The sequence below is a fragment of the Bacillus sp. T17B1 genome (genome assembly GCF_026796395.1).
GTDB lineage: Bacteria > Bacillota > Bacilli > Bacillales > Bacillaceae > Bacillus > Bacillus spizizenii_A.
In genome coordinates this window covers 1-18,197 of the sequence record NZ_JALAYA010000039.1, presented here as the reverse complement: position 1 = coordinate 18,197, position 18,197 = coordinate 1, and the positions used below count along the sequence as shown (strand labels likewise).

Here is an 18,197-nt window from a genome sequence, read left to right as displayed (position 1 = left end):
GGAGGGAAAATATGCCTGAGGGCAAAATTATTAAGGCGCTAAGCGGCTTTTACTATGTACTGGATGAATCAGAGGATGATTCAAATAGAGTAATACAATGCAGAGGAAGAGGTATTTTCAGAAAGAACAAAATCACCCCTCTTGTCGGTGATTACGTTGTGTATCAAGCTGAAAATGACAAAGAGGGATATCTGTTAGAAATTAAAGAAAGAACCAATGAGCTGATCAGGCCGCCAATTTGCAACATTGATCAAGCGGTCCTTGTTTTTTCAGCGGTTCAGCCTTCTTTCAGCACGGCATTGCTCGACCGCTTCTTGGTTCTCGTTGAGGCCAATGATATTCAGCCAATTATATGCATTACAAAAATGGATCTGATTGAAGATCAAGATACACAAGTTGCGATTCAAGCCTATGCAGAAGACTACCGAAATATTGGTTATGACGTGTATCTCACCTCCTCTAAGGACCAAGACAGTTTAGCGGACATCATCCCGCATTTTCAGAACAAAACAACGGTATTTGCCGGTCAGTCCGGTGTTGGAAAATCCTCGCTCCTCAACGCAATTAGTCCGGATCTCGGTTTAAAGACAAACGAGATTTCCGAGCATTTGGGCCGCGGGAAACACACAACCCGCCACGTGGAGTTGATTCACACGTCCGGAGGCTTGGTTGCGGATACTCCGGGATTTAGCTCGCTTGAATTTACAGACATTGAGGAAGAAGAGCTGGGCTATACCTTCCCTGAAATGAGAGAAAAAAGCTCTTCATGCAAATTTAGAGGCTGTTTACATTTAAAAGAGCCGAAATGTGCGGTGAAACAAGCCGTTAAAGACGGGGAATTAAAGCAGTACCGCTATGACCATTATGTTGAATTTATGACGGAGATTAAAGACAGAAAGCCGAGGTATTAGCATAATGATAAAGGTTGCACCATCTATTCTTTCCGCTGATTTTGCCGCTTTAGGCAATGAGATTAAAGATGTAGAAAAGGGCGGGGCCGATATTATTCATATTGATGTCATGGACGGCCATTTCGTCCCGAATATCACGATCGGTCCACTGATTGTAGAAGCTGTCCGTCCGGTAACAGATCTGCCGCTTGATGTTCATTTAATGATAGAAGAGCCGGATCGTTACATCCCCGCTTTCGCGAAAGCGGGCGCAGATATCCTGTCTGTGCATGCTGAGGCATGTCCGCACCTGCATCGCACCATCCAGCTCATTAAGGAACAAGGTGTAAAGGCCGGTGTTGTTCTAAACCCGCATACGCCTGTACAAGTCATCGAGCACGTTTTTGACGACCTTGATCTTGTTCTTTTGATGACGGTGAACCCGGGATTCGGCGGGCAGAAATTTATTCATTCCGTCCTTCCTAAAATCAAAGAGGTTAAGCGATTGGCTGAAGAAAGAGGAAAAAAAGATCTTTTAATTGAAGTAGACGGCGGTGTCAACAAGGAAACCGCTCCGTTAGTCATTGCAGCGGGTGCAAATTTACTCGTTGCCGGTTCAGCTGTTTATGGCCAGCCCGACCGCAAAAAAGCAATTTCTGAAATTAGAGGAAGTAAATAAGCAGCAGAAAAAAGAGCTGGGCGTACAGAGGCCTAAGCTCTTTTTCCTGTATGCAGAGAAAGGAATCAGAAATGAAAACAATCAATATTGTTGCGGGAGGCCCTAAAGATCTCATTCCCGATCTAACCTGCTATACGGCGGCTGAGCACATCCTTTGGATCGGTGTTGACAAAGGCACCGTCACTCTTTTAGATGCCGGGATCATTCCTGATGAAGCCTTTGGAGATTTTGATAGCATAACAGAGCAAGAACGCTTCCGTATTCAAAAAGCCGCTCCCGCACTCCATGTGTATCAAGCAGAAAAAGATCAAACAGATTTAGACCTCGCCCTTGATTGGGCACTGGAAAAGCAACCGGATATCATTCAGATCTTCGGCATTACAGGCGGCAGAGCTGATCATTTTTTAGGCAACATTCAGCTTCTGTACAGAGGTGTAAAAACGAATATAAAAATTAGGCTGATAGACAAACAAAATCATATTCAAATGTTCCCTCCCGGTGAATATGATATTGAGAAGGATGAAAACAAGCGATATATCTCTTTCATACCGTTTTCCGAAGAAATACATGAGCTGACCCTGACTGGTTTTAAATATCCGCTAAATAAGTGTCATATTATGCTCGGTTCAACACTATGTATTAGTAACGAACTCATTCATTCACGAGGTACTTTTTCGTTTGCAAAAGGCATATTAATAATGATAAGAAGCACGGATTAGCTTGTGCTTTCATGCTGAAACCAATGAACAGGCGGTTACGGGACGTTATAGGAGGGGACAAAAAATGAAATTTTACACCATTAAATTGCCGAAGTTTTTAGGAGGAATTGTCCGGGCGATGCTGGGCTCATTTAGAAAAGATTAAAGCCCAGGGGTTCAGAGCCCTCTTTCACCACATAAAAACGCCTGCCACTTATCGAGGCAGGCGTTCATTTTGTTATACACGCTCAACTTTACCGGATTTCAAAGCTCGAGCAGATACATATACTTTTTTAGGTTTTCCGTTCACAAGGATACGAACCTTTTGAAGATTCGCGCCCCAAGTGCGCTTAGAAGCGTTCATTGCGTGAGAACGGTTATTCCCAGCTGTTGTTTTTTTACCTGTAATAACGCATTTACGTGCCATTTGTTTCCCTCCTCACTTGCACAAAACATCTACTTTTCAACATTCATATGGTCTTGAGATGCTTTCGATATGGATACTTTAAATAATTTACCACAGCTAAAAAACGTTTGCAACTATTGTTTCATCATCTTTCAAGAAAATTCACTTGACATCTTGCAGAAACAGCGGTGCTATAGTATATGTAGAGGGACGGGCAATAATGGCCAGGTCTTTTCTTTTCATAATGGAAACCATATAGTAGAATAGCTGTAACTCTATGCATTCGAAGGAGGAACTAGTGTGTCCATTGAATTAAGAACGAAGTACGGGCAGATTGATATATCTAATGAAGTCATTGCGATGGTTGCAGGAGGCGCGGCGATTGACTGTTACGGCATTGTCGGCATGGCCTCTAAAAACCAGATCAAAGACGGACTGACTGAAATCCTTCGGAAAGAGAATTTCAGCAGGGGTGTCCAAGTTCGCCAAGAAGGAGAACAGATACATATTGACATGTATATCATTGTCAGCTATGGCACGAAAATTTCTGAAGTGGCACATAATGTCCAAACAAAAGTAAAGTACACCGTAAATCAAACCATCGGACTGGAAGTGGACTCTGTTAATATTTATGTCCAAGGTGTCCGAGTGACGAACCCGTAGTTAGGAGGAGTAGGATTGTCTATCAGAACATTAGACGGCAGAACCTTTGCCGAGATGATTCTTGCGGGAGCGCAGAATCTGTCTCAAAATGCGAGTGCGGTTGATGCGCTGAATGTGTTTCCGGTGCCGGACGGCGATACTGGAACAAACATGAATCTGTCGATGACTTCCGGAGCCAGAGAAGTGGAGCAAATGAATACGGATGATATCGGGAAGGTAGGCTCCGCGTTATCTAAAGGACTGCTCATGGGAGCGCGCGGAAATTCAGGAGTGATCCTGTCCCAATTGTTCCGCGGATTCAGTAAAAGCATTGAAACAAAAAAAGAAATTAATGCTCTGGAGTTTGCCGCTGCGCTGCAAGCAGGTGTTGACATGGCGTATAAAGCTGTCATGAAACCTGTAGAGGGCACCATTTTAACAGTTGCAAAAGACGCTGCGAAAAAAGCGATAACCCTGGCAGAAAAAGAAACCGATATCACAATGCTGATGACTGCAGTGACAGAAGAAGCAGAGGCGTCTTTAAACCGGACCCCTGAATTGCTTCCTGTCCTGAAGGAAGTAGGAGTCGTCGACAGCGGCGGCAAAGGCCTGCTCTGTGTGTATGAAGGTTTCCTAGCTTCATTAAGAGGTGAAACTGTGCCTCAGAAAGCTGTTCTTCCCTCACTTGACGACATGGTCAGCGCAGAGCATCATAAAAGCGCGCAAAGCATGATGAATACCGAAGATATTGAATTTGGTTTTTGTACCGAAGTGATGGTAAGGCTCGATCAGACAAAACGAGAATTCGACGAAGGTACTTTCAGACAAGACCTCAGCCAGTTTGGTGATTCTCTGTTAGTTATTGCGGATGAATCACTGGCGAAGGTGCATATCCATGCTGAAGAGCCGGGAAATGTATTAAACTATGCCCAGCATTACGGTGAATTAATCAAAATTAAAATAGAGAATATGAGAGAACAGCATACCTCCATCATCAGCCAAGAAAGCAACCCTGCTAACAACGAAAAATCAACGGCAAAGCAGCCGTATGGCATTGTAACTGTGGCGATGGGAGAAGGCATTTCTGACTTATTCAAAAGCATCGGCGCTTCTGTTGTAATCGAAGGCGGACAGACTATGAATCCGAGCACTGAGGATATTGTCGAGGCCGTAAAATCTCTGCATGCAGAAACGGTGTTTATCTTGCCAAATAACTCCAACATTATCATGGCAGCTAACCAAGCGGCCAGTGTAATGGATGAAAAGGTTTTTGTCATTCCGGCCAAAACGGTTCCGCAAGGGATGTCAGCCCTGCTGGCATTTAATCCGGATCAAGAAGCTGAAGCGAACAAAGCCAATATGCTCAGCGCCATCCAACAAGTAAAAAGCGGGCAGGTGACGTACTCAGTCAGAGATACTCATATTGACGGCAAAGACATTAAAAAAGGCGATTTTATGGGGATCCTGAATGGAACGATTATCGGCACTGCTGAAGATCAGCTGTCAGCCGCGAAAATGCTGTTGTCAGAAATGATTGGAGAAGACGACGAAATTGTCACCATCCTATATGGTGAGGATGCGTCTCAGGAAGAAACTGAGGAGCTTGAAGCGTTTCTCAGTGAAAAGTACGAGGAGATTGAGGTTGAGGTGCATAACGGAAAACAGCCGCTGTATTCGTATATCGTTTCTGCAGAATAGAAGGGCAAATTGCCCTTCTATTCTTATGTCTGCTTTTAAGTGCGGCAGCGCTGTAACGCGCCCGCTTGCCATTTTATATCTGATCAATTAGTCTAAAAACAAAGCGCTTATAAACTCTGGTTCATAAGGAGGAATAGCATGAAATACAGAAGCGTTTTTGATATTATCGGCCCGGTGATGATCGGTCCGTCCAGCTCGCATACAGCGGGAGCGGCGAGAATCGGGAGAGTGGCCAGAAGTTTATTTGGCAGAGAGCCTGAGCGCATCATTGTATCCTTTTACGGTTCTTTTGCGGAAACGTACAAGGGCCACGGCACAGATGTCGCGATTATCGGCGGATTGCTTGATTTTGATACATTCGACGAACGAATTAAAACAGCTATAAAAATTGCCGAAGATAAAGGAATTGATATAGAGTTTCGGGTTGAAGACGCTGTCCCAGTCCATCCGAACACAGCCAAAATCACTATCTCTGATGAAAAGGGAGAGCTCGAGCTGACGGGTATTTCGATTGGCGGAGGAAAGATTGAAATCACAGAATTAAATGGTTTTGAACTCAGGCTGTCAGGAAATCATCCAGCCATATTAGTTGTTCATAATGACAAGTTTGGCACAATTGCCGGAGTTGCCAATGTTCTGGCGAAATTTTCAATTAACGTAGGACATATGGAAGTAGCCCGAAAGGATATCGGCCAGCTTGCTTTGATGACAATAGAAGTCGATCAAAATATTGACGACCACGTTCTCGACGAGCTGTCGAAGCTGCCGAATATTATTCAAGTGACAAAGATTGCTGACTAGCGAAAGGTCAGGAGGAGCCAGTTATGTTTCGTAATGTAAAGGAATTAATTGATATTACTAAAGAAAAGCAAATATCCATCTCTGAAGTGATGATTGCGCAAGAGATGGAAGTAACAGAAAAAACAAAAGAAGAGATTTTTCAGCAGATGGACCACAATCTGACTGTTATGGAGGCTGCGGTCCAGAAAGGTCTCGAGGGAGTTGCGAGCCAAACGGGCTTAACAGGCGGTGACGCCGTTAAATTACAGGCCTACATTCGATCGGGTAAAAGCCTGTCTGGCCCGCTTATTTTAGATGCTGTATCGAAAGCTGTTGCAACAAATGAAGTAAATGCGGCTATGGGAACGATTTGTGCGACACCGACTGCAGGTTCTGCCGGTGTGGTGCCTGGCACGTTATTTGCAGTAAAAGAAAAGCTGAACCCAACAAGAGAACAAATGATCCGCTTTTTATTTACAGCCGGGGCTTTCGGATTTGTCGTGGCTAATAACGCAAGTATTTCTGGCGCCGCCGGGGGATGTCAGGCAGAGGTTGGATCAGCCTCAGGCATGGCTGCTGCGGCGATTGTTGAAATGGCAGGCGGAACACCCGAACAAAGCGCGGAGGCCATGGCCATTACATTAAAAAATATGCTCGGTCTAGTGTGTGATCCTGTTGCGGGGCTTGTTGAAGTCCCTTGCGTAAAACGGAATGCAATGGGCGCTTCAAATGCGATGATTGCTGCTGATATGGCATTGGCAGGCATTACAAGCCGCATTCCATGTGATGAGGTTATCGATGCCATGTATAAAATTGGCCAAACGATGCCCACTGCGCTTAGAGAAACAGGCCAGGGCGGTTTAGCAGCAACACCGACAGGAAGAGAATTAGAGAAAAAAATTTTCGGAGGAGCGCTAGGTTCAAGTGAAACAACATCAGCAAACTAGTATAGCTAACATTAAGGGTATTGGGCCGGAAACAGAAAAAACATTGAATGAACTTGGTATTTATGACATTTCTGATCTTCTGAATTATTTCCCTTATCGCTATGATGACTACGAGCTGAGGGATTTAGAAGAAGTAAAGCATGATGAAAGAGTTACAGTCGAAGGGAAGGTTCATTCAGAGCCTTCTCTTACCTATTACGGAAAGAAACGAAACAGGCTGACATTTAGGGTTCTTGTTGGCCACTATTTAGTTACAGCCGTATGTTTCAACCGGCCTTATTTGAAGAAAAAGCTTTCTCTGGGTTCTGTTGTGACGGTCTCCGGAAAATGGGACAAGCACCGCCAAACCATCTCTGTTCAGGAGTTGAAAAACGGTCCGCACCAAGAGGATAAGAGCATTGAACCAGTGTATTCTGTAAAAGAAAATGTTACCGTCAAAATGATGAGACGCTTTATTCAGCAGGCGCTGACCCAATATGCAGATTCACTTTTAGATCCTCTTCCGGAAAAGTTAAAAACACGATATAAGCTGCCGGACTATCATCAGGCGTTAAAAGCAATGCACCAGCCTGAAACAAGGGAAGCGTTAAAGCTTGCCAGACGCCGGTTTGTTTACGAAGAATTTTTGTTGTTTCAGTTGAAAATGCAAGCGTTCCGAAAGGCGGAAAGAGAGCAGACTCAAGGGATACGGCAGCGTTTTTCAAATGAAGAACTCATGAGATTTATTAATAGCCTCCCGTTTCCCCTCACAAACGCTCAGTCGCGAGTGCTTCGCGAAATAACAGCAGACATGTCATCTCCATACAGAATGAACCGTCTTCTTCAAGGGGACGTTGGATCAGGAAAAACGGCAGTCGCCGCCATTGCGCTTTACGCCGCCATCCTATCCGGATACCAGGGTGCGCTCATGGTGCCGACAGAAATTCTGGCCGAACAGCATGCGGATTCGCTCGTTTCACTATTTGAAAAGTGGGATGTCAGTGTGGCCCTTTTGACAAGCTCTGTTAAAGGGAAGCGGCGAAAAGAACTGCTTGAACGTCTTGAGGCGGGAGAGATTGATATTCTTGTAGGGACCCACGCTTTAATTCAGGATGAGGTGGAGTTTAAGGCGTTAAGTCTTGTGATCACAGATGAGCAGCATCGATTTGGAGTTGAGCAGCGTAAAAAGCTTCGGAATAAAGGGCAGGATCCCGATGTTCTCTTTATGACAGCCACTCCAATCCCAAGAACGTTAGCCATCACAGTGTTCGGTGAAATGGATGTATCTGTCATAGATGAAATGCCGGCGGGGCGAAAACAAATCGAAACCTATTGGGTAAAGCATGATATGCTGGACCGTATTTTGGCATTTGTCGAAAAAGAATTAAAGCAGGGCAGACAGGCCTATATTATCTGCCCGCTGATTGAAGAATCAGACAAGCTCGATGTGCAAAACGCCATTGACGTGTACAATATGCTATCTGACATTTTTCGGGGAAAATGGAACGTCGGACTTATGCACGGAAAGCTGCATTCCGATGAAAAAGATCAGGTCATGAGAGAATTCAGCGCGAATCAGTGTCAAATTCTCGTATCAACCACTGTTGTTGAGGTCGGCGTGAATGTTCCGAATGCAACTATTATGGTGATTTATGACGCCGATCGTTTCGGGCTGTCACAGCTTCACCAATTGCGCGGCCGTGTCGGACGGGGCGAGCACCAATCTTTCTGCATTCTGATGGCCGACCCTAAATCAGAAACAGGGAAAGAACGGATGAGAATTATGTCCGAGACCAACGACGGCTTCGAGCTGTCTGAAAAGGATCTGGAACTGAGAGGCCCGGGAGATTTCTTCGGGAAAAAACAAAGCGGAATGCCTGAATTCAAGGTAGCGGACATGGTTCATGATTACAGGGCGCTTGAAACGGCAAGGCAAGATGCAGCGAATCTTGTGGCTTCTGATGCGTTCTGGAAGGAGCCGGAATACGGTGTGCTGAGAGAACAATTGCTGAAGAGCGGAGTAATGGACGGGGAAAAATTAAGCTGAGTACCAGAAGTTTTTGGTGTTCAACCAGAAACAATCGTTGCATTCCAATCTATGAAATTATATACTACTATTAGTACCTAGTCTTAATTGTCCGGATGGTGTTTAGATATGAGAAGAAATAAGAGAGAACGCCAGGAATTACTTCAGCAGACGATCCAAGTAACCCCTTTTATTACAGATGAAGAATTAGCAGGTAAATTTGGGGTGAGCATCCAGACGATACGTTTGGACCGCTTAGAGCTTTCCATACCGGAGCTGAGAGAAAGAATTAAGAACGTGGCAGAGAAAACGCTTGAAGATGAAGTGAAATCCCTGTCACTTGATGAAGTGATCGGAGAAATTATTGACCTTGAGCTGGATGATCAGGCGATATCCATTTTAGAAATAAAGCAGGAGCATGTGTTCAGCCGGAATCAGATTGCGAGAGGCCACCATTTATTTGCGCAGGCGAATTCTTTGGCTGTTGCAGTCATTGATGACGAGCTGGCGCTGACTGCAAGTGCGGACATCCGCTTTACAAGACAGGTAAAGCAGGGTGAACGTGTCGTAGCGAAAGCGAAAGTGACGGCCGTCGAAAAAGGAAAAGGAAGAACAGTTGTCGAAGTGAACAGCTATGTCGGCGAAGAAATTGTTTTTTCTGGACATTTTGACATGTACCGTTCAAAACATTCATAAAGGTGGAGCATGCATGAGAATATCTGTAGATGCAATGGGAGGAGACCACGCTCCCAAAGCCGTTATTGACGGAGTTATAAAGGGTATAGAGGCATTTGATGATCTCCATATCACACTTGTCGGTGACAAAACAACGATAGAATCACATTTAACAACAACATCAGATCGCATCACGGTGCTGCACGCAGATGAAGTGATTGAGCCTACGGATGAACCGGTCCGTGCCGTACGAAGAAAAAAGAACTCATCTATGGTCCTTATGGCGCAGGAAGTTGCCGAAAACAGAGCTGACGCCTGCATTTCAGCAGGGAATACCGGTGCGTTAATGACAGCCGGTCTGTTTATTGTCGGAAGAATTAAAGGGATTGACCGCCCGGCGCTTGCCCCGACACTTCCGACTGTTTCAGGAGACGGTTTTCTTCTCCTTGATGTCGGCGCCAATGTCGATGCCAAACCGGAGCACCTCGTTCAATACGCCATCATGGGTTCTGTTTATTCTCAGCAAGTGCGCGGAGTCACTTCACCGAGAGTCGGGCTTTTAAATGTCGGAACAGAAGATAAAAAAGGAAACGAACTGACGAAGCAGACGTTTCAACTATTAAAAGAAACAGCAAACATTCATTTTATCGGAAATGTGGAAGCGCGAGACCTTTTAGATGATGTGGCGGATGTTGTAGTAACAGACGGCTTTACCGGGAATGTTACACTCAAAACGCTCGAAGGTTCTGCGTTATCTATTTTTAAGATGATGAGAGAAGTAATGACGTCTAATCTCACATCAAAGCTTGCAGCAGCTGTGCTGAAGCCAAAGTTGAAAGAAATGAAAATAAAAATGGAGTATTCGAATTATGGCGGAGCAAGTCTTTTCGGCTTAAAAGCGCCTGTGATCAAGGCGCACGGCTCATCAGATTCGAATGCTATATTTCATGCGATTCGTCAAGCAAGAGAGATGGTCACCCAAAATGTGGCTGCGCTCATTCAGGAAGAAGTTAAAGAAGAAAAAACAGATGAATAGTCTGGAGGTTTTTACATCATGAGTAAAATTGCGTTTTTGTTCCCGGGACAGGGATCACAATTTATCGGCATGGGGAAAGAGCTTTATGAGCAGGTGCCTGCTGCAAAGCGTCTGTTCGATGAAGCGGATGAAACATTGGAAACAAAACTAAGCTCACTGATTTTTGAAGGTGATGCCAAAGAGTTAACACTTACATACAATGCGCAGCCTGCTTTACTGACGACAAGCATTGCTGTTCTTGAGAAATTTAAAGAATCAGGCATTACACCTGATTTCACAGCAGGACACAGCCTCGGTGAATATTCCGCACTTGTTGCGTCTGGCGCGCTGTCTTTCAAAGATGCTGTTTATACCGTCAGAAAACGCGGAGAGTTTATGAATGAAGCAGTTCCTGCTGGCGAAGGAGCGATGGCCGCGATTCTTGGCATGGATGCCGAAGCATTAAAGCAAGTAACCGATAAAGTCACGGAGGAAGGCCATCTTGTACAGCTTGCAAATCTAAACTGTCCTGGACAAATTGTTATTTCTGGAACAGCTAAAGGTGTAGAGCTTGCATCTGAACAGGCAAAAGAGAACGGTGCAAAACGTGCCATTCCGCTTGAAGTAAGCGGTCCGTTCCATTCCGAACTGATGAAGCCTGCTGCTGAAAAGCTAAAAGAAGTATTGGACTCCTGTGACATAAAAGACGCTGACGTTCCGGTCATCTCAAATGTTTCTGCTGACGTCATGACTGAAAAAGCAGAAATCAAAGAGAAACTCATTGAGCAGCTCTATTCTCCTGTTCGTTTTGAGGAAAGCATAAACAAGCTGATTGCAGAGGGTGTGACGACTTTTGTTGAAATCGGTCCCGGAAAAGTGCTTTCAGGCCTTGTGAAAAAAGTAAACAGACGCTTAAAAACAATTGCTGTATCAGATCCGGAAACGATCGAGCTGGCAATTCAAACGCTTAAGGAGGAAAATGAAAATGCTTAATGACAAAACAGCTATTGTCACTGGCGCATCCCGCGGAATCGGCCGCTCAATCGCCCTTGACCTGGCAAAAAGCGGGGCGAACGTTGTCGTCAACTACTCCGGCAATGAAGCGAAAGCAAATGAAGTGGTAGATGAAATCAAATCAATGGGCAGAAAAGCAATTGCTGTCAAAGCGGATGTATCAAATCCCGAAGATGTACAAAACATGATAAAAGAAACGCTTTCTGTTTTTTCTGCGATTGATATTCTAGTTAATAATGCCGGAATTACAAGAGACAACCTTATCATGAGAATGAAAGAAGATGAATGGGATGATGTCATTAACATTAACCTGAAGGGTGTTTTTAACTGCACAAAAGCTGTTACAAGACAAATGATGAAACAGCGTTCAGGCCGAATTATTAACGTATCGTCTATCGTCGGTGTCAGCGGAAATCCTGGACAAGCCAACTACGTGGCTGCAAAAGCCGGCGTAATCGGTTTAACAAAATCTTCTGCTAAAGAGCTCGCAAGCCGCAATATTACGGTAAATGCGATTGCGCCTGGATTTATCTCAACTGATATGACAGATAAGCTTGCAAAAGACGTTCAAGACGAAATGCTGAAACAAATTCCGCTCGCACGCTTTGGCGAACCTGGTGACGTCAGCAGCGTTGTCACGTTCCTTGCTTCAGAGGGAGCTCGTTACATGACTGGCCAAACGCTACATATTGACGGCGGAATGGTGATGTAAGTTTTTTCTCGAAATTTCATCATAGTTTCTCTAGTTTTTTAAAAACGAATCCACTATAATACTTGAGGGGAGGTGAATTGCTATGGCAGACACATTAGAGCGTGTAACGAAAATCATCGTAGATCGCCTTGGCGTTGATGAAGCAGACGTCAAACTTGAAGCTTCTTTCAAGGAAGACTTAGGTGCTGATTCCCTAGATGTAGTTGAGCTTGTTATGGAACTTGAAGACGAGTTTGATATGGAAATTTCTGACGAAGATGCTGAAAAGATTGCAACAGTCGGCGACGCTGTGAACTACATACAAAACCAGCAATAAGCTGATGCTAAAAGTCCCGCCGAAACGCGGGGCTTTAGCCCTTTATTCGTGCAGTTATTACAGCATGCCGCTTTTACGCGCGCTGTATCCGGTTTAGTCAGAGAGGCGCGGTGAACCTGATGTGCCTATGGAGGTTACTATGTCAAAACACTCACATTATAAAGATAAAAAAAAGTTCTATAAAAAAGTAGAACAGTTTAAAGAGTTTCAAGAACGGATTTCGGTTCACTTTCAAAATGAAAAGCTTTTGTATCAAGCATTTACACATTCATCTTATGTGAATGAGCATCGGAAAAAGCCGTATGAGGATAATGAAAGGCTTGAATTTTTAGGTGACGCTGTTTTGGAACTGACGATCTCCAGATTCTTATTTGCCAAGTATCCGGCTATGAGTGAAGGAGATTTGACGAAGCTGAGAGCCGCGATTGTATGCGAACCGTCTCTCGTTTCATTGGCCCACGAATTGTCATTCGGCGACCTTGTCCTCTTGGGTAAAGGTGAGGAAATGACAGGCGGAAGAAAGCGTCCTGCACTATTGGCGGATGTCTTTGAGGCATTTATTGGAGCCTTGTACCTTGACCAGGGATTAGAGCCGGTCGAAAGTTTCTTAAAAGTCTATGTGTTCCCTAAAATTAACGATGGTGCTTTTTCTCATGTGATGGATTTCAAAAGCCAGCTGCAGGAATATGTGCAGCGGGACGGCAAAGGCTCTTTGGAGTATAAAATCTCCAACGAAAAAGGACCTGCGCATAACCGTGAATTTGAAGCCATCGTATCTCTAAAAGGTGAACCACTCGGAGTCGGAAACGGCCGTTCAAAGAAAGAAGCCGAACAGCACGCTGCTCAGGAAGCTTTAGCTAAATTGCAAAAACACCATACGAGACAATAAAATCCCCCTGAATCATAAGGGGGATTTCAGTATGTATGCCGTCTTATTTCACCCATGTTTTATGATAGAATTGAAATACTTATTACATAAGGAGGATCGCTATGTTCCTCAAACGTTTAGACGTTATAGGATTTAAATCATTTGCAGAACGGATTTCTGTAGACTTTGTTAAAGGCGTGACAGCTGTTGTCGGCCCAAACGGAAGCGGAAAAAGCAACATCACAGATGCCATTCGCTGGGTTCTCGGTGAACAATCAGCACGGTCTCTTCGCGGCGGAAAAATGGAAGACATTATTTTTGCCGGCAGTGATTCGAGAAAACGATTAAATCTAGCTGAAGTTACGCTTACTCTTGATAATGATGATCATTTCTTGCCGATTGACTTCCATGAGGTCAGTGTCACAAGACGTGTATACAGATCAGGCGAGAGTGAGTTTCTGATTAACAATCAGCCGTGCCGCTTAAAAGATATTATTGATTTATTTATGGACTCTGGCCTTGGGAAAGAAGCATTTTCTATTATCAGTCAAGGGAAAGTGGAAGAGATCCTTAGCAGCAAAGCGGAGGATCGCCGCAGCATCTTTGAAGAAGCGGCCGGGGTGCTTAAATATAAAACAAGAAAGAAAAAAGCAGAAAATAAACTGTTTGAGACACAGGACAATTTAAACCGGGTTGAAGATATATTACATGAACTTGAAGGACAGGTTGAACCTCTTAAAATTCAAGCATCAATAGCGAAAGACTACCTGGAAAAAAAGAAAGAGCTGGAGCATGTTGAAATTGCGCTGACTGCCTATGATATCGAAGAGCTGCATGGGAAATGGTCAACTCTTAAAGAGAAAGTGCAGCTCGCTAAGGAAGAAGAGCTCGCTGAATCGTCTGCGATTTCTGCCAGAGAAGCAAAGATTGAGGATACGCGAGACAAAATTCAAGCGCTTGATGAATCAGTAAATGAGCTCCAGCAGGTCTTATTGGTGACGAGTGAAGAGCTGGAAAAGCTTGAAGGCCGTAAAGAAGTCCTGAAAGAACGTAAGAAAAACGCTGTGCATAACCAAGAACAGCTTGAAGAAGCTATTGTACAGTTTCAACAAAAAGAAACGGTGCTGAAAGAAGAGCTTGCGAAGCAGGAAGCTATCTTCGAAATTCTTCAGGCAGAGGTGAAACAGTTAAGGGCTCAGGTAAAAGAAAAGCAACAGGCTCTCAGTCTTCACAATGAAAATGTCGAAGAGAAAATTGAGCAGCTGAAAAGCGATTACTTTGAGCTGTTGAACAGCCAGGCTTCGATACGCAATGAGCTCCAGCTGCTGGATGACCAGATGTCCCAATCGGCTGTTGTATTGCAAAGGCTTGCGGACAACAATGAAAAGCATCTTCAGGAACGGCGCGATATTTCTGCGCGAAAAGCAGCATATGAAACGGAGTTTGCCCGAATCGAGCAGGAGATTCACAGCCAAGTTAGTGCTTATCGTGATATGCAGACAAAATATGAGCAGAAAAAGCGCCAATACGAAAAAAATGAATCTGCACTGTATCAGGCGTATCAATACGTTCAGCAAGCGAGATCGAAAAAGGACATGCTTGAGACGATGCAGGGGGATTTCTCCGGCTTTTATCAAGGCGTTAAAGAAGTGCTGAAAGCGAAAGAGCGCCTTGGCGGTATTCGCGGAGCGGTCCTTGAGCTCATCTCAACAGAACAGAAGTATGAAACGGCCATTGAAATTGCGCTCGGCGCTTCTGCCCAGCATGTCGTGACCGACGACGAACAGTCTGCCCGTAAAGCGATTCAATATTTAAAACAGAATTCCTTCGGCCGGGCGACGTTTCTGCCTCTTTCTGTTATTAAAGACCGCCAGCTTCAAAGCCGGGATGCGGAAACAGCAGCTCAGCATTCGTCATTTCTCGGGGTTGCCAGTGAACTTGTCACATTTGATCCTGCGTATCGGCGCATCATCCAGAACCTTCTTGGAACCGTGCTGATCACAGAGGATTTAAAGGGAGCAAACGAACTAGCAAAGCTTCTGGGGCACCGGTACCGCATCGTAACCCTTGAGGGAGATGTCGTGAATCCGGGGGGATCAATGACGGGCGGCGCGGTTAAAAAGAAAAATAACTCACTGCTAGGAAGAAGCAGGGAGCTTGAAGATGTGAGCAAACGGCTCGCTGAAATGGAAGAGAAAACAGCACTGCTTGAACAAGAAGTCAAAACCCTTAAGCAATCCATTCAGGATATGGAGAAAAAACTGGCTGACTTAAGAGAGACCGGGGAAGGCTTAAGATTAAAGCAGCAGGATGTAAAAGGGCAGCTGTACGAACTTCAAGTTGCTGAGAAAAATATCAATACCCATTTAGAGCTCTATGATCAAGAAAAATCTGCTCTGTCAGAAAGCGATGAAGAGAAGAAAACACGCAAACGCAAGCTGGAAGAAGAGCTTTCTGCCGTGACAGAAAAGATGAAACAGCTTGAAGAGGATATTGACAGATTAACGAAACAAAAACAAACACAATCCTCAACAAAAGAGTCACTCTCCAACGAGCTGACTGAGCTGAAAATCACAGCTGCCAAAAAAGAGCAGGCATGTAAGGGTGAAGAGGACAACCTTGCCAGATTAAAGAAAGAGCTCACAGAAACAGAGCTTGCGTTAAAAGAAGCGAAAGAGGACTTAAGCTTCTTAACGTCAGAGATGTCATCAAGCACCAGCGGTGAAGAAAAGCTTGAAGAGGCCGCAAAACATAAATTGAATGACAAAACGAAAACGATCGAACTTATTGCGTTAAGACGCGATCAGCGTATCAAGCTTCAGCATGGGCTTGATACTTATGAGCGTGAGCTGAAAGAAATGAAACGCCTCTATAAACAAAAAACGACGCTCTTAAAAGACGAAGAAGTCAAACTCGGCCGAATGGAAGTTGAGCTTGATAATTTACTCCAGTACTTACGGGAGGAATACAGCCTGTCCTTTGAGGGTGCAAAAGAGAAATATCAGCTTGAAACTGATCCAGAGGAAGCAAGAAAGCGCGTGAAGCTGATTAAACTGGCAATCGAAGAGCTGGGTACCGTAAACCTCGGAAGCATAGACGAGTTTGAGAGGGTCAACGAACGGTATAAGTTTCTGTCAGAACAAAAAGAAGATTTGACTGAAGCGAAAAATACCCTGTTCCAAGTGATTGAAGAAATGGATGAAGAAATGACGAAACGCTTTAACGACACATTCGTCCAAATCCGCTCACACTTTGATCACGTCTTCCGCTCCTTATTTGGAGGAGGGCGAGCTGAGCTGAGGCTCACTGATCCTAACGATCTGCTTCATTCAGGAGTCGAGATTATCGCACAGCCGCCGGGGAAAAAACTGCAAAACTTAAATCTTCTGTCAGGCGGAGAGCGTGCGCTAACTGCTATAGCGCTCTTATTCTCAATCTTAAAGGTTCGTCCTGTGCCGTTTTGCGTCCTTGACGAAGTAGAGGCTGCGCTTGACGAAGCGAATGTGTTCCGATTTGCACAGTATTTAAAAAAATACAGCAGCGATACCCAGTTTATCGTGATTACCCACAGAAAAGGAACCATGGAGGAAGCGGATGTGCTATACGGCGTAACAATGCAGGAATCCGGTGTTTCCAAGGTAATCTCAGTGAAGCTGGAAGAAACAAAAGAATTCGTTCAGTAACGAGGAAAGAGGTTAAAAAGATGAGCTTTTTTAAAAAATTAAAAGAGAAAATCACAAAACAGACAGATTCCGTATCTGAAAAGTTTAAGGATGGCCTTGAAAAAACAAGAAACTCCTTTCAAAACAAAGTGAATGATCTTGTATCCCGTTACCGTAAAGTGGATGAGGATTTCTTCGAAGAGCTTGAAGAGGTTCTCATCAGTGCGGATGTCGGTTTTACAACCGTTATGGAATTAATAGATGAGCTGAAAAAAGAAGTGAAACGCAGAAATATTCAAGATCCGATGGAAGTCCAATCTGTTATTTCTGAGAAACTGGTCGAGATTTATAACAGCGGAGATGAGCAAATTTCTGAGTTGGATATTCAAGATGGGCGTTTAAATGTTATCCTTCTGGTAGGTGTAAACGGAGTCGGCAAAACGACAACAATTGGAAAGCTTGCCCATAAACTGAAGCAAGAAGGAAAATCTGTTGTACTTGCTGCCGGAGATACATTTAGAGCGGGAGCCATTGAACAGCTGGAAGTATGGGGAGAGCGTACGGGAGTGCCAGTCATTAAGCAGACGGCCGGCAGCGATCCTGCGGCTGTCATCTACGATGCTGTACATGCTGCGAAAGCAAGAAATGCCGATGTATTAATTTGTGATACGGCAGGGCGTCTCCAAAACAAAGTAAACCTGATGAAAGAGCTTGAAAAAGTGAAACGCGTTATCGAAAGAGAAGTTCCTGAAGCGCCGCATGAGGTACTGCTTGCCCTTGACGCCACAACCGGCCAAAACGCCATGGCGCAAGCGAAAGAGTTCTCTAAAGCAACAAACGTTACCGGCATTGCTTTAACGAAGCTTGACGGTACGGCAAAAGGCGGAATCGTTCTTGCGATCCGCAACGAGCTTCAAATCCCGGTTAAACTAGTCGGGTTAGGAGAAAAAGTTGATGATCTTCAGGAATTTGATCCTGAATCGTATGTGTACGGACTCTTTTCAGATTTAGTGGAAAAAGCCGACGATTAAAAAAAGGCCCTCATATTTGGTCTTACCCCTGTCAAGTAGACAGCCACAAAAAGCCTAAGCAACCAGTGTGTTACGGTATTCTACCGGAGCACACTGGTTTAATTTTTTCTGGAATCGTTCGTGATTATAGAATTGAATGTAATCTTCAATGCTCTTGTG

Annotated in this window: 19 protein-coding genes; 17 read left to right on the top strand and 2 right to left on the bottom strand. The window is 44.5% G+C overall.

Annotated elements, in window-relative coordinates; all coding sequences use genetic code 11:
• Positions 1 to 11: 11 nt before the first annotated feature.
• The 4 genes from rsgA (at position 12) to spoVM (ending at position 2,433) form a co-directional block, all read left to right on the top strand.
• Positions 12 to 911, top strand: a complete 900-nt coding sequence (gene rsgA / locus MOF34_RS16815) for a ribosome small subunit-dependent GTPase A (protein WP_268400968.1) — start codon at positions 12 to 14, stop codon at positions 909 to 911.
• Positions 912 to 915: 4 nt separating this feature from the next.
• Positions 916 to 1,569: a ribulose-phosphate 3-epimerase gene (gene rpe, locus MOF34_RS16810; RefSeq protein WP_268400966.1), complete on the top strand. Its 654-nt coding sequence runs from the start codon at positions 916 to 918 to the stop codon at positions 1,567 to 1,569.
• A 71-nt stretch (positions 1,570 to 1,640) separates the two neighbouring features.
• The gene (locus tag MOF34_RS16805; RefSeq protein ID WP_268400964.1) at positions 1,641 to 2,288 is read left to right on the top strand and encodes a thiamine diphosphokinase; all 648 of its coding nucleotides are present in this window, start codon (positions 1,641 to 1,643) and stop codon (positions 2,286 to 2,288) included.
• Positions 2,289 to 2,352: 64 nt separating this feature from the next.
• A complete protein-coding gene (gene spoVM / locus MOF34_RS16800; RefSeq protein ID WP_003221545.1) occupies positions 2,353 to 2,433 on the top strand; it encodes a stage V sporulation protein SpoVM in 81 nt (26 codons plus the stop codon).
• A 72-nt stretch (positions 2,434 to 2,505) separates the two neighbouring features.
• On the opposite strand, the gene rpmB is transcribed toward spoVM, so the two are convergent.
• Entirely contained in the window at positions 2,506 to 2,694 is a 189-nt protein-coding gene (rpmB, locus tag MOF34_RS16795) for a 50S ribosomal protein L28 (RefSeq protein ID WP_003221548.1), read from the bottom strand.
• Positions 2,695 to 2,973: 279 nt separating this feature from the next.
• Here rpmB and MOF34_RS16790 point away from each other — a divergent pair, with 279 nt between their 5' ends.
• The 13 genes from MOF34_RS16790 to ftsY all read left to right on the top strand — a co-directional run bounded on the left by MOF34_RS16790 (position 2,974) and on the right by ftsY (position 18,038).
• Positions 2,974 to 3,336, top strand: a complete 363-nt coding sequence (locus MOF34_RS16790) for an Asp23/Gls24 family envelope stress response protein (RefSeq protein ID WP_003221550.1) — start codon at positions 2,974 to 2,976, stop codon at positions 3,334 to 3,336.
• Between the two features lie 15 nt (positions 3,337 to 3,351).
• Positions 3,352 to 5,013, top strand: coding sequence for a DAK2 domain-containing protein (locus tag MOF34_RS16785; RefSeq protein WP_268400962.1), 1,662 nt, complete (start codon positions 3,352 to 3,354; stop codon positions 5,011 to 5,013).
• A 138-nt stretch (positions 5,014 to 5,151) separates the two neighbouring features.
• The gene (sdaAB, locus tag MOF34_RS16780; protein ID WP_268400961.1) at positions 5,152 to 5,814 is read left to right on the top strand and encodes an L-serine ammonia-lyase, iron-sulfur-dependent subunit beta; all 663 of its coding nucleotides are present in this window, start codon (positions 5,152 to 5,154) and stop codon (positions 5,812 to 5,814) included.
• 23 nt (positions 5,815 to 5,837) lie between these two features.
• The gene (gene sdaAA / locus MOF34_RS16775; RefSeq protein WP_268400959.1) at positions 5,838 to 6,740 is read left to right on the top strand and encodes an L-serine ammonia-lyase, iron-sulfur-dependent, subunit alpha; all 903 of its coding nucleotides are present in this window, start codon (positions 5,838 to 5,840) and stop codon (positions 6,738 to 6,740) included.
• Positions 6,718 to 8,766 carry an ATP-dependent DNA helicase RecG gene (gene recG, locus MOF34_RS16770; RefSeq protein WP_019714382.1) on the top strand — a complete coding sequence of 683 codons (2,049 nt, stop codon included), beginning with the start codon at positions 6,718 to 6,720 and terminating at the stop codon, positions 8,764 to 8,766. The genes sdaAA and recG overlap by 23 nt, the downstream gene beginning before the upstream one ends.
• Positions 8,767 to 8,874: 108 nt before the next feature.
• Positions 8,875 to 9,441: a transcription factor FapR gene (fapR, locus tag MOF34_RS16765; RefSeq protein ID WP_019714383.1), complete on the top strand. Its 567-nt coding sequence runs from the start codon at positions 8,875 to 8,877 to the stop codon at positions 9,439 to 9,441.
• Positions 9,442 to 9,454: 13 nt separating this feature from the next.
• Positions 9,455 to 10,456: a phosphate acyltransferase PlsX gene (plsX, locus tag MOF34_RS16760; RefSeq protein WP_019714384.1), complete on the top strand. Its 1,002-nt coding sequence runs from the start codon at positions 9,455 to 9,457 to the stop codon at positions 10,454 to 10,456.
• Positions 10,457 to 10,474: 18 nt separating this feature from the next.
• Positions 10,475 to 11,428: an ACP S-malonyltransferase gene (gene fabD / locus MOF34_RS16755; protein WP_268400956.1), complete on the top strand. Its 954-nt coding sequence runs from the start codon at positions 10,475 to 10,477 to the stop codon at positions 11,426 to 11,428.
• Entirely contained in the window at positions 11,421 to 12,161 is a 741-nt protein-coding gene (fabG, locus tag MOF34_RS16750; RefSeq protein ID WP_019714385.1) for a 3-oxoacyl-[acyl-carrier-protein] reductase, read from the top strand. The genes fabD and fabG overlap by 8 nt, the downstream gene beginning before the upstream one ends.
• Before the next feature lie 82 nt (positions 12,162 to 12,243).
• The gene (gene acpP / locus MOF34_RS16745) at positions 12,244 to 12,477 is read left to right on the top strand and encodes an acyl carrier protein (protein ID WP_003154310.1); all 234 of its coding nucleotides are present in this window, start codon (positions 12,244 to 12,246) and stop codon (positions 12,475 to 12,477) included.
• 139 nt (positions 12,478 to 12,616) lie between these two features.
• Positions 12,617 to 13,366: a ribonuclease III gene (gene rncS, locus MOF34_RS16740; protein WP_014113767.1), complete on the top strand. Its 750-nt coding sequence runs from the start codon at positions 12,617 to 12,619 to the stop codon at positions 13,364 to 13,366.
• Positions 13,367 to 13,467: 101 nt separating this feature from the next.
• Positions 13,468 to 17,028 (top strand): chromosome segregation protein SMC, encoded by a 3,561-nt coding sequence (smc, locus tag MOF34_RS16735; RefSeq protein ID WP_268400954.1) that lies wholly within the window; start codon positions 13,468 to 13,470, stop codon positions 17,026 to 17,028.
• A 20-nt stretch (positions 17,029 to 17,048) separates the two neighbouring features.
• Positions 17,049 to 18,038: a signal recognition particle-docking protein FtsY gene (ftsY, locus tag MOF34_RS16730; RefSeq protein ID WP_019714387.1), complete on the top strand. Its 990-nt coding sequence runs from the start codon at positions 17,049 to 17,051 to the stop codon at positions 18,036 to 18,038.
• Positions 18,039 to 18,092: 54 nt separating this feature from the next.
• Here ftsY and MOF34_RS21050 read toward each other — a convergent pair whose 3' ends face one another.
• Positions 18,093 to 18,188, bottom strand: a complete 96-nt coding sequence (locus MOF34_RS21050; RefSeq protein WP_419901018.1) for an IS3 family transposase — start codon at positions 18,186 to 18,188, stop codon at positions 18,093 to 18,095.
• Positions 18,189 to 18,197 lie beyond the last annotated feature (9 nt).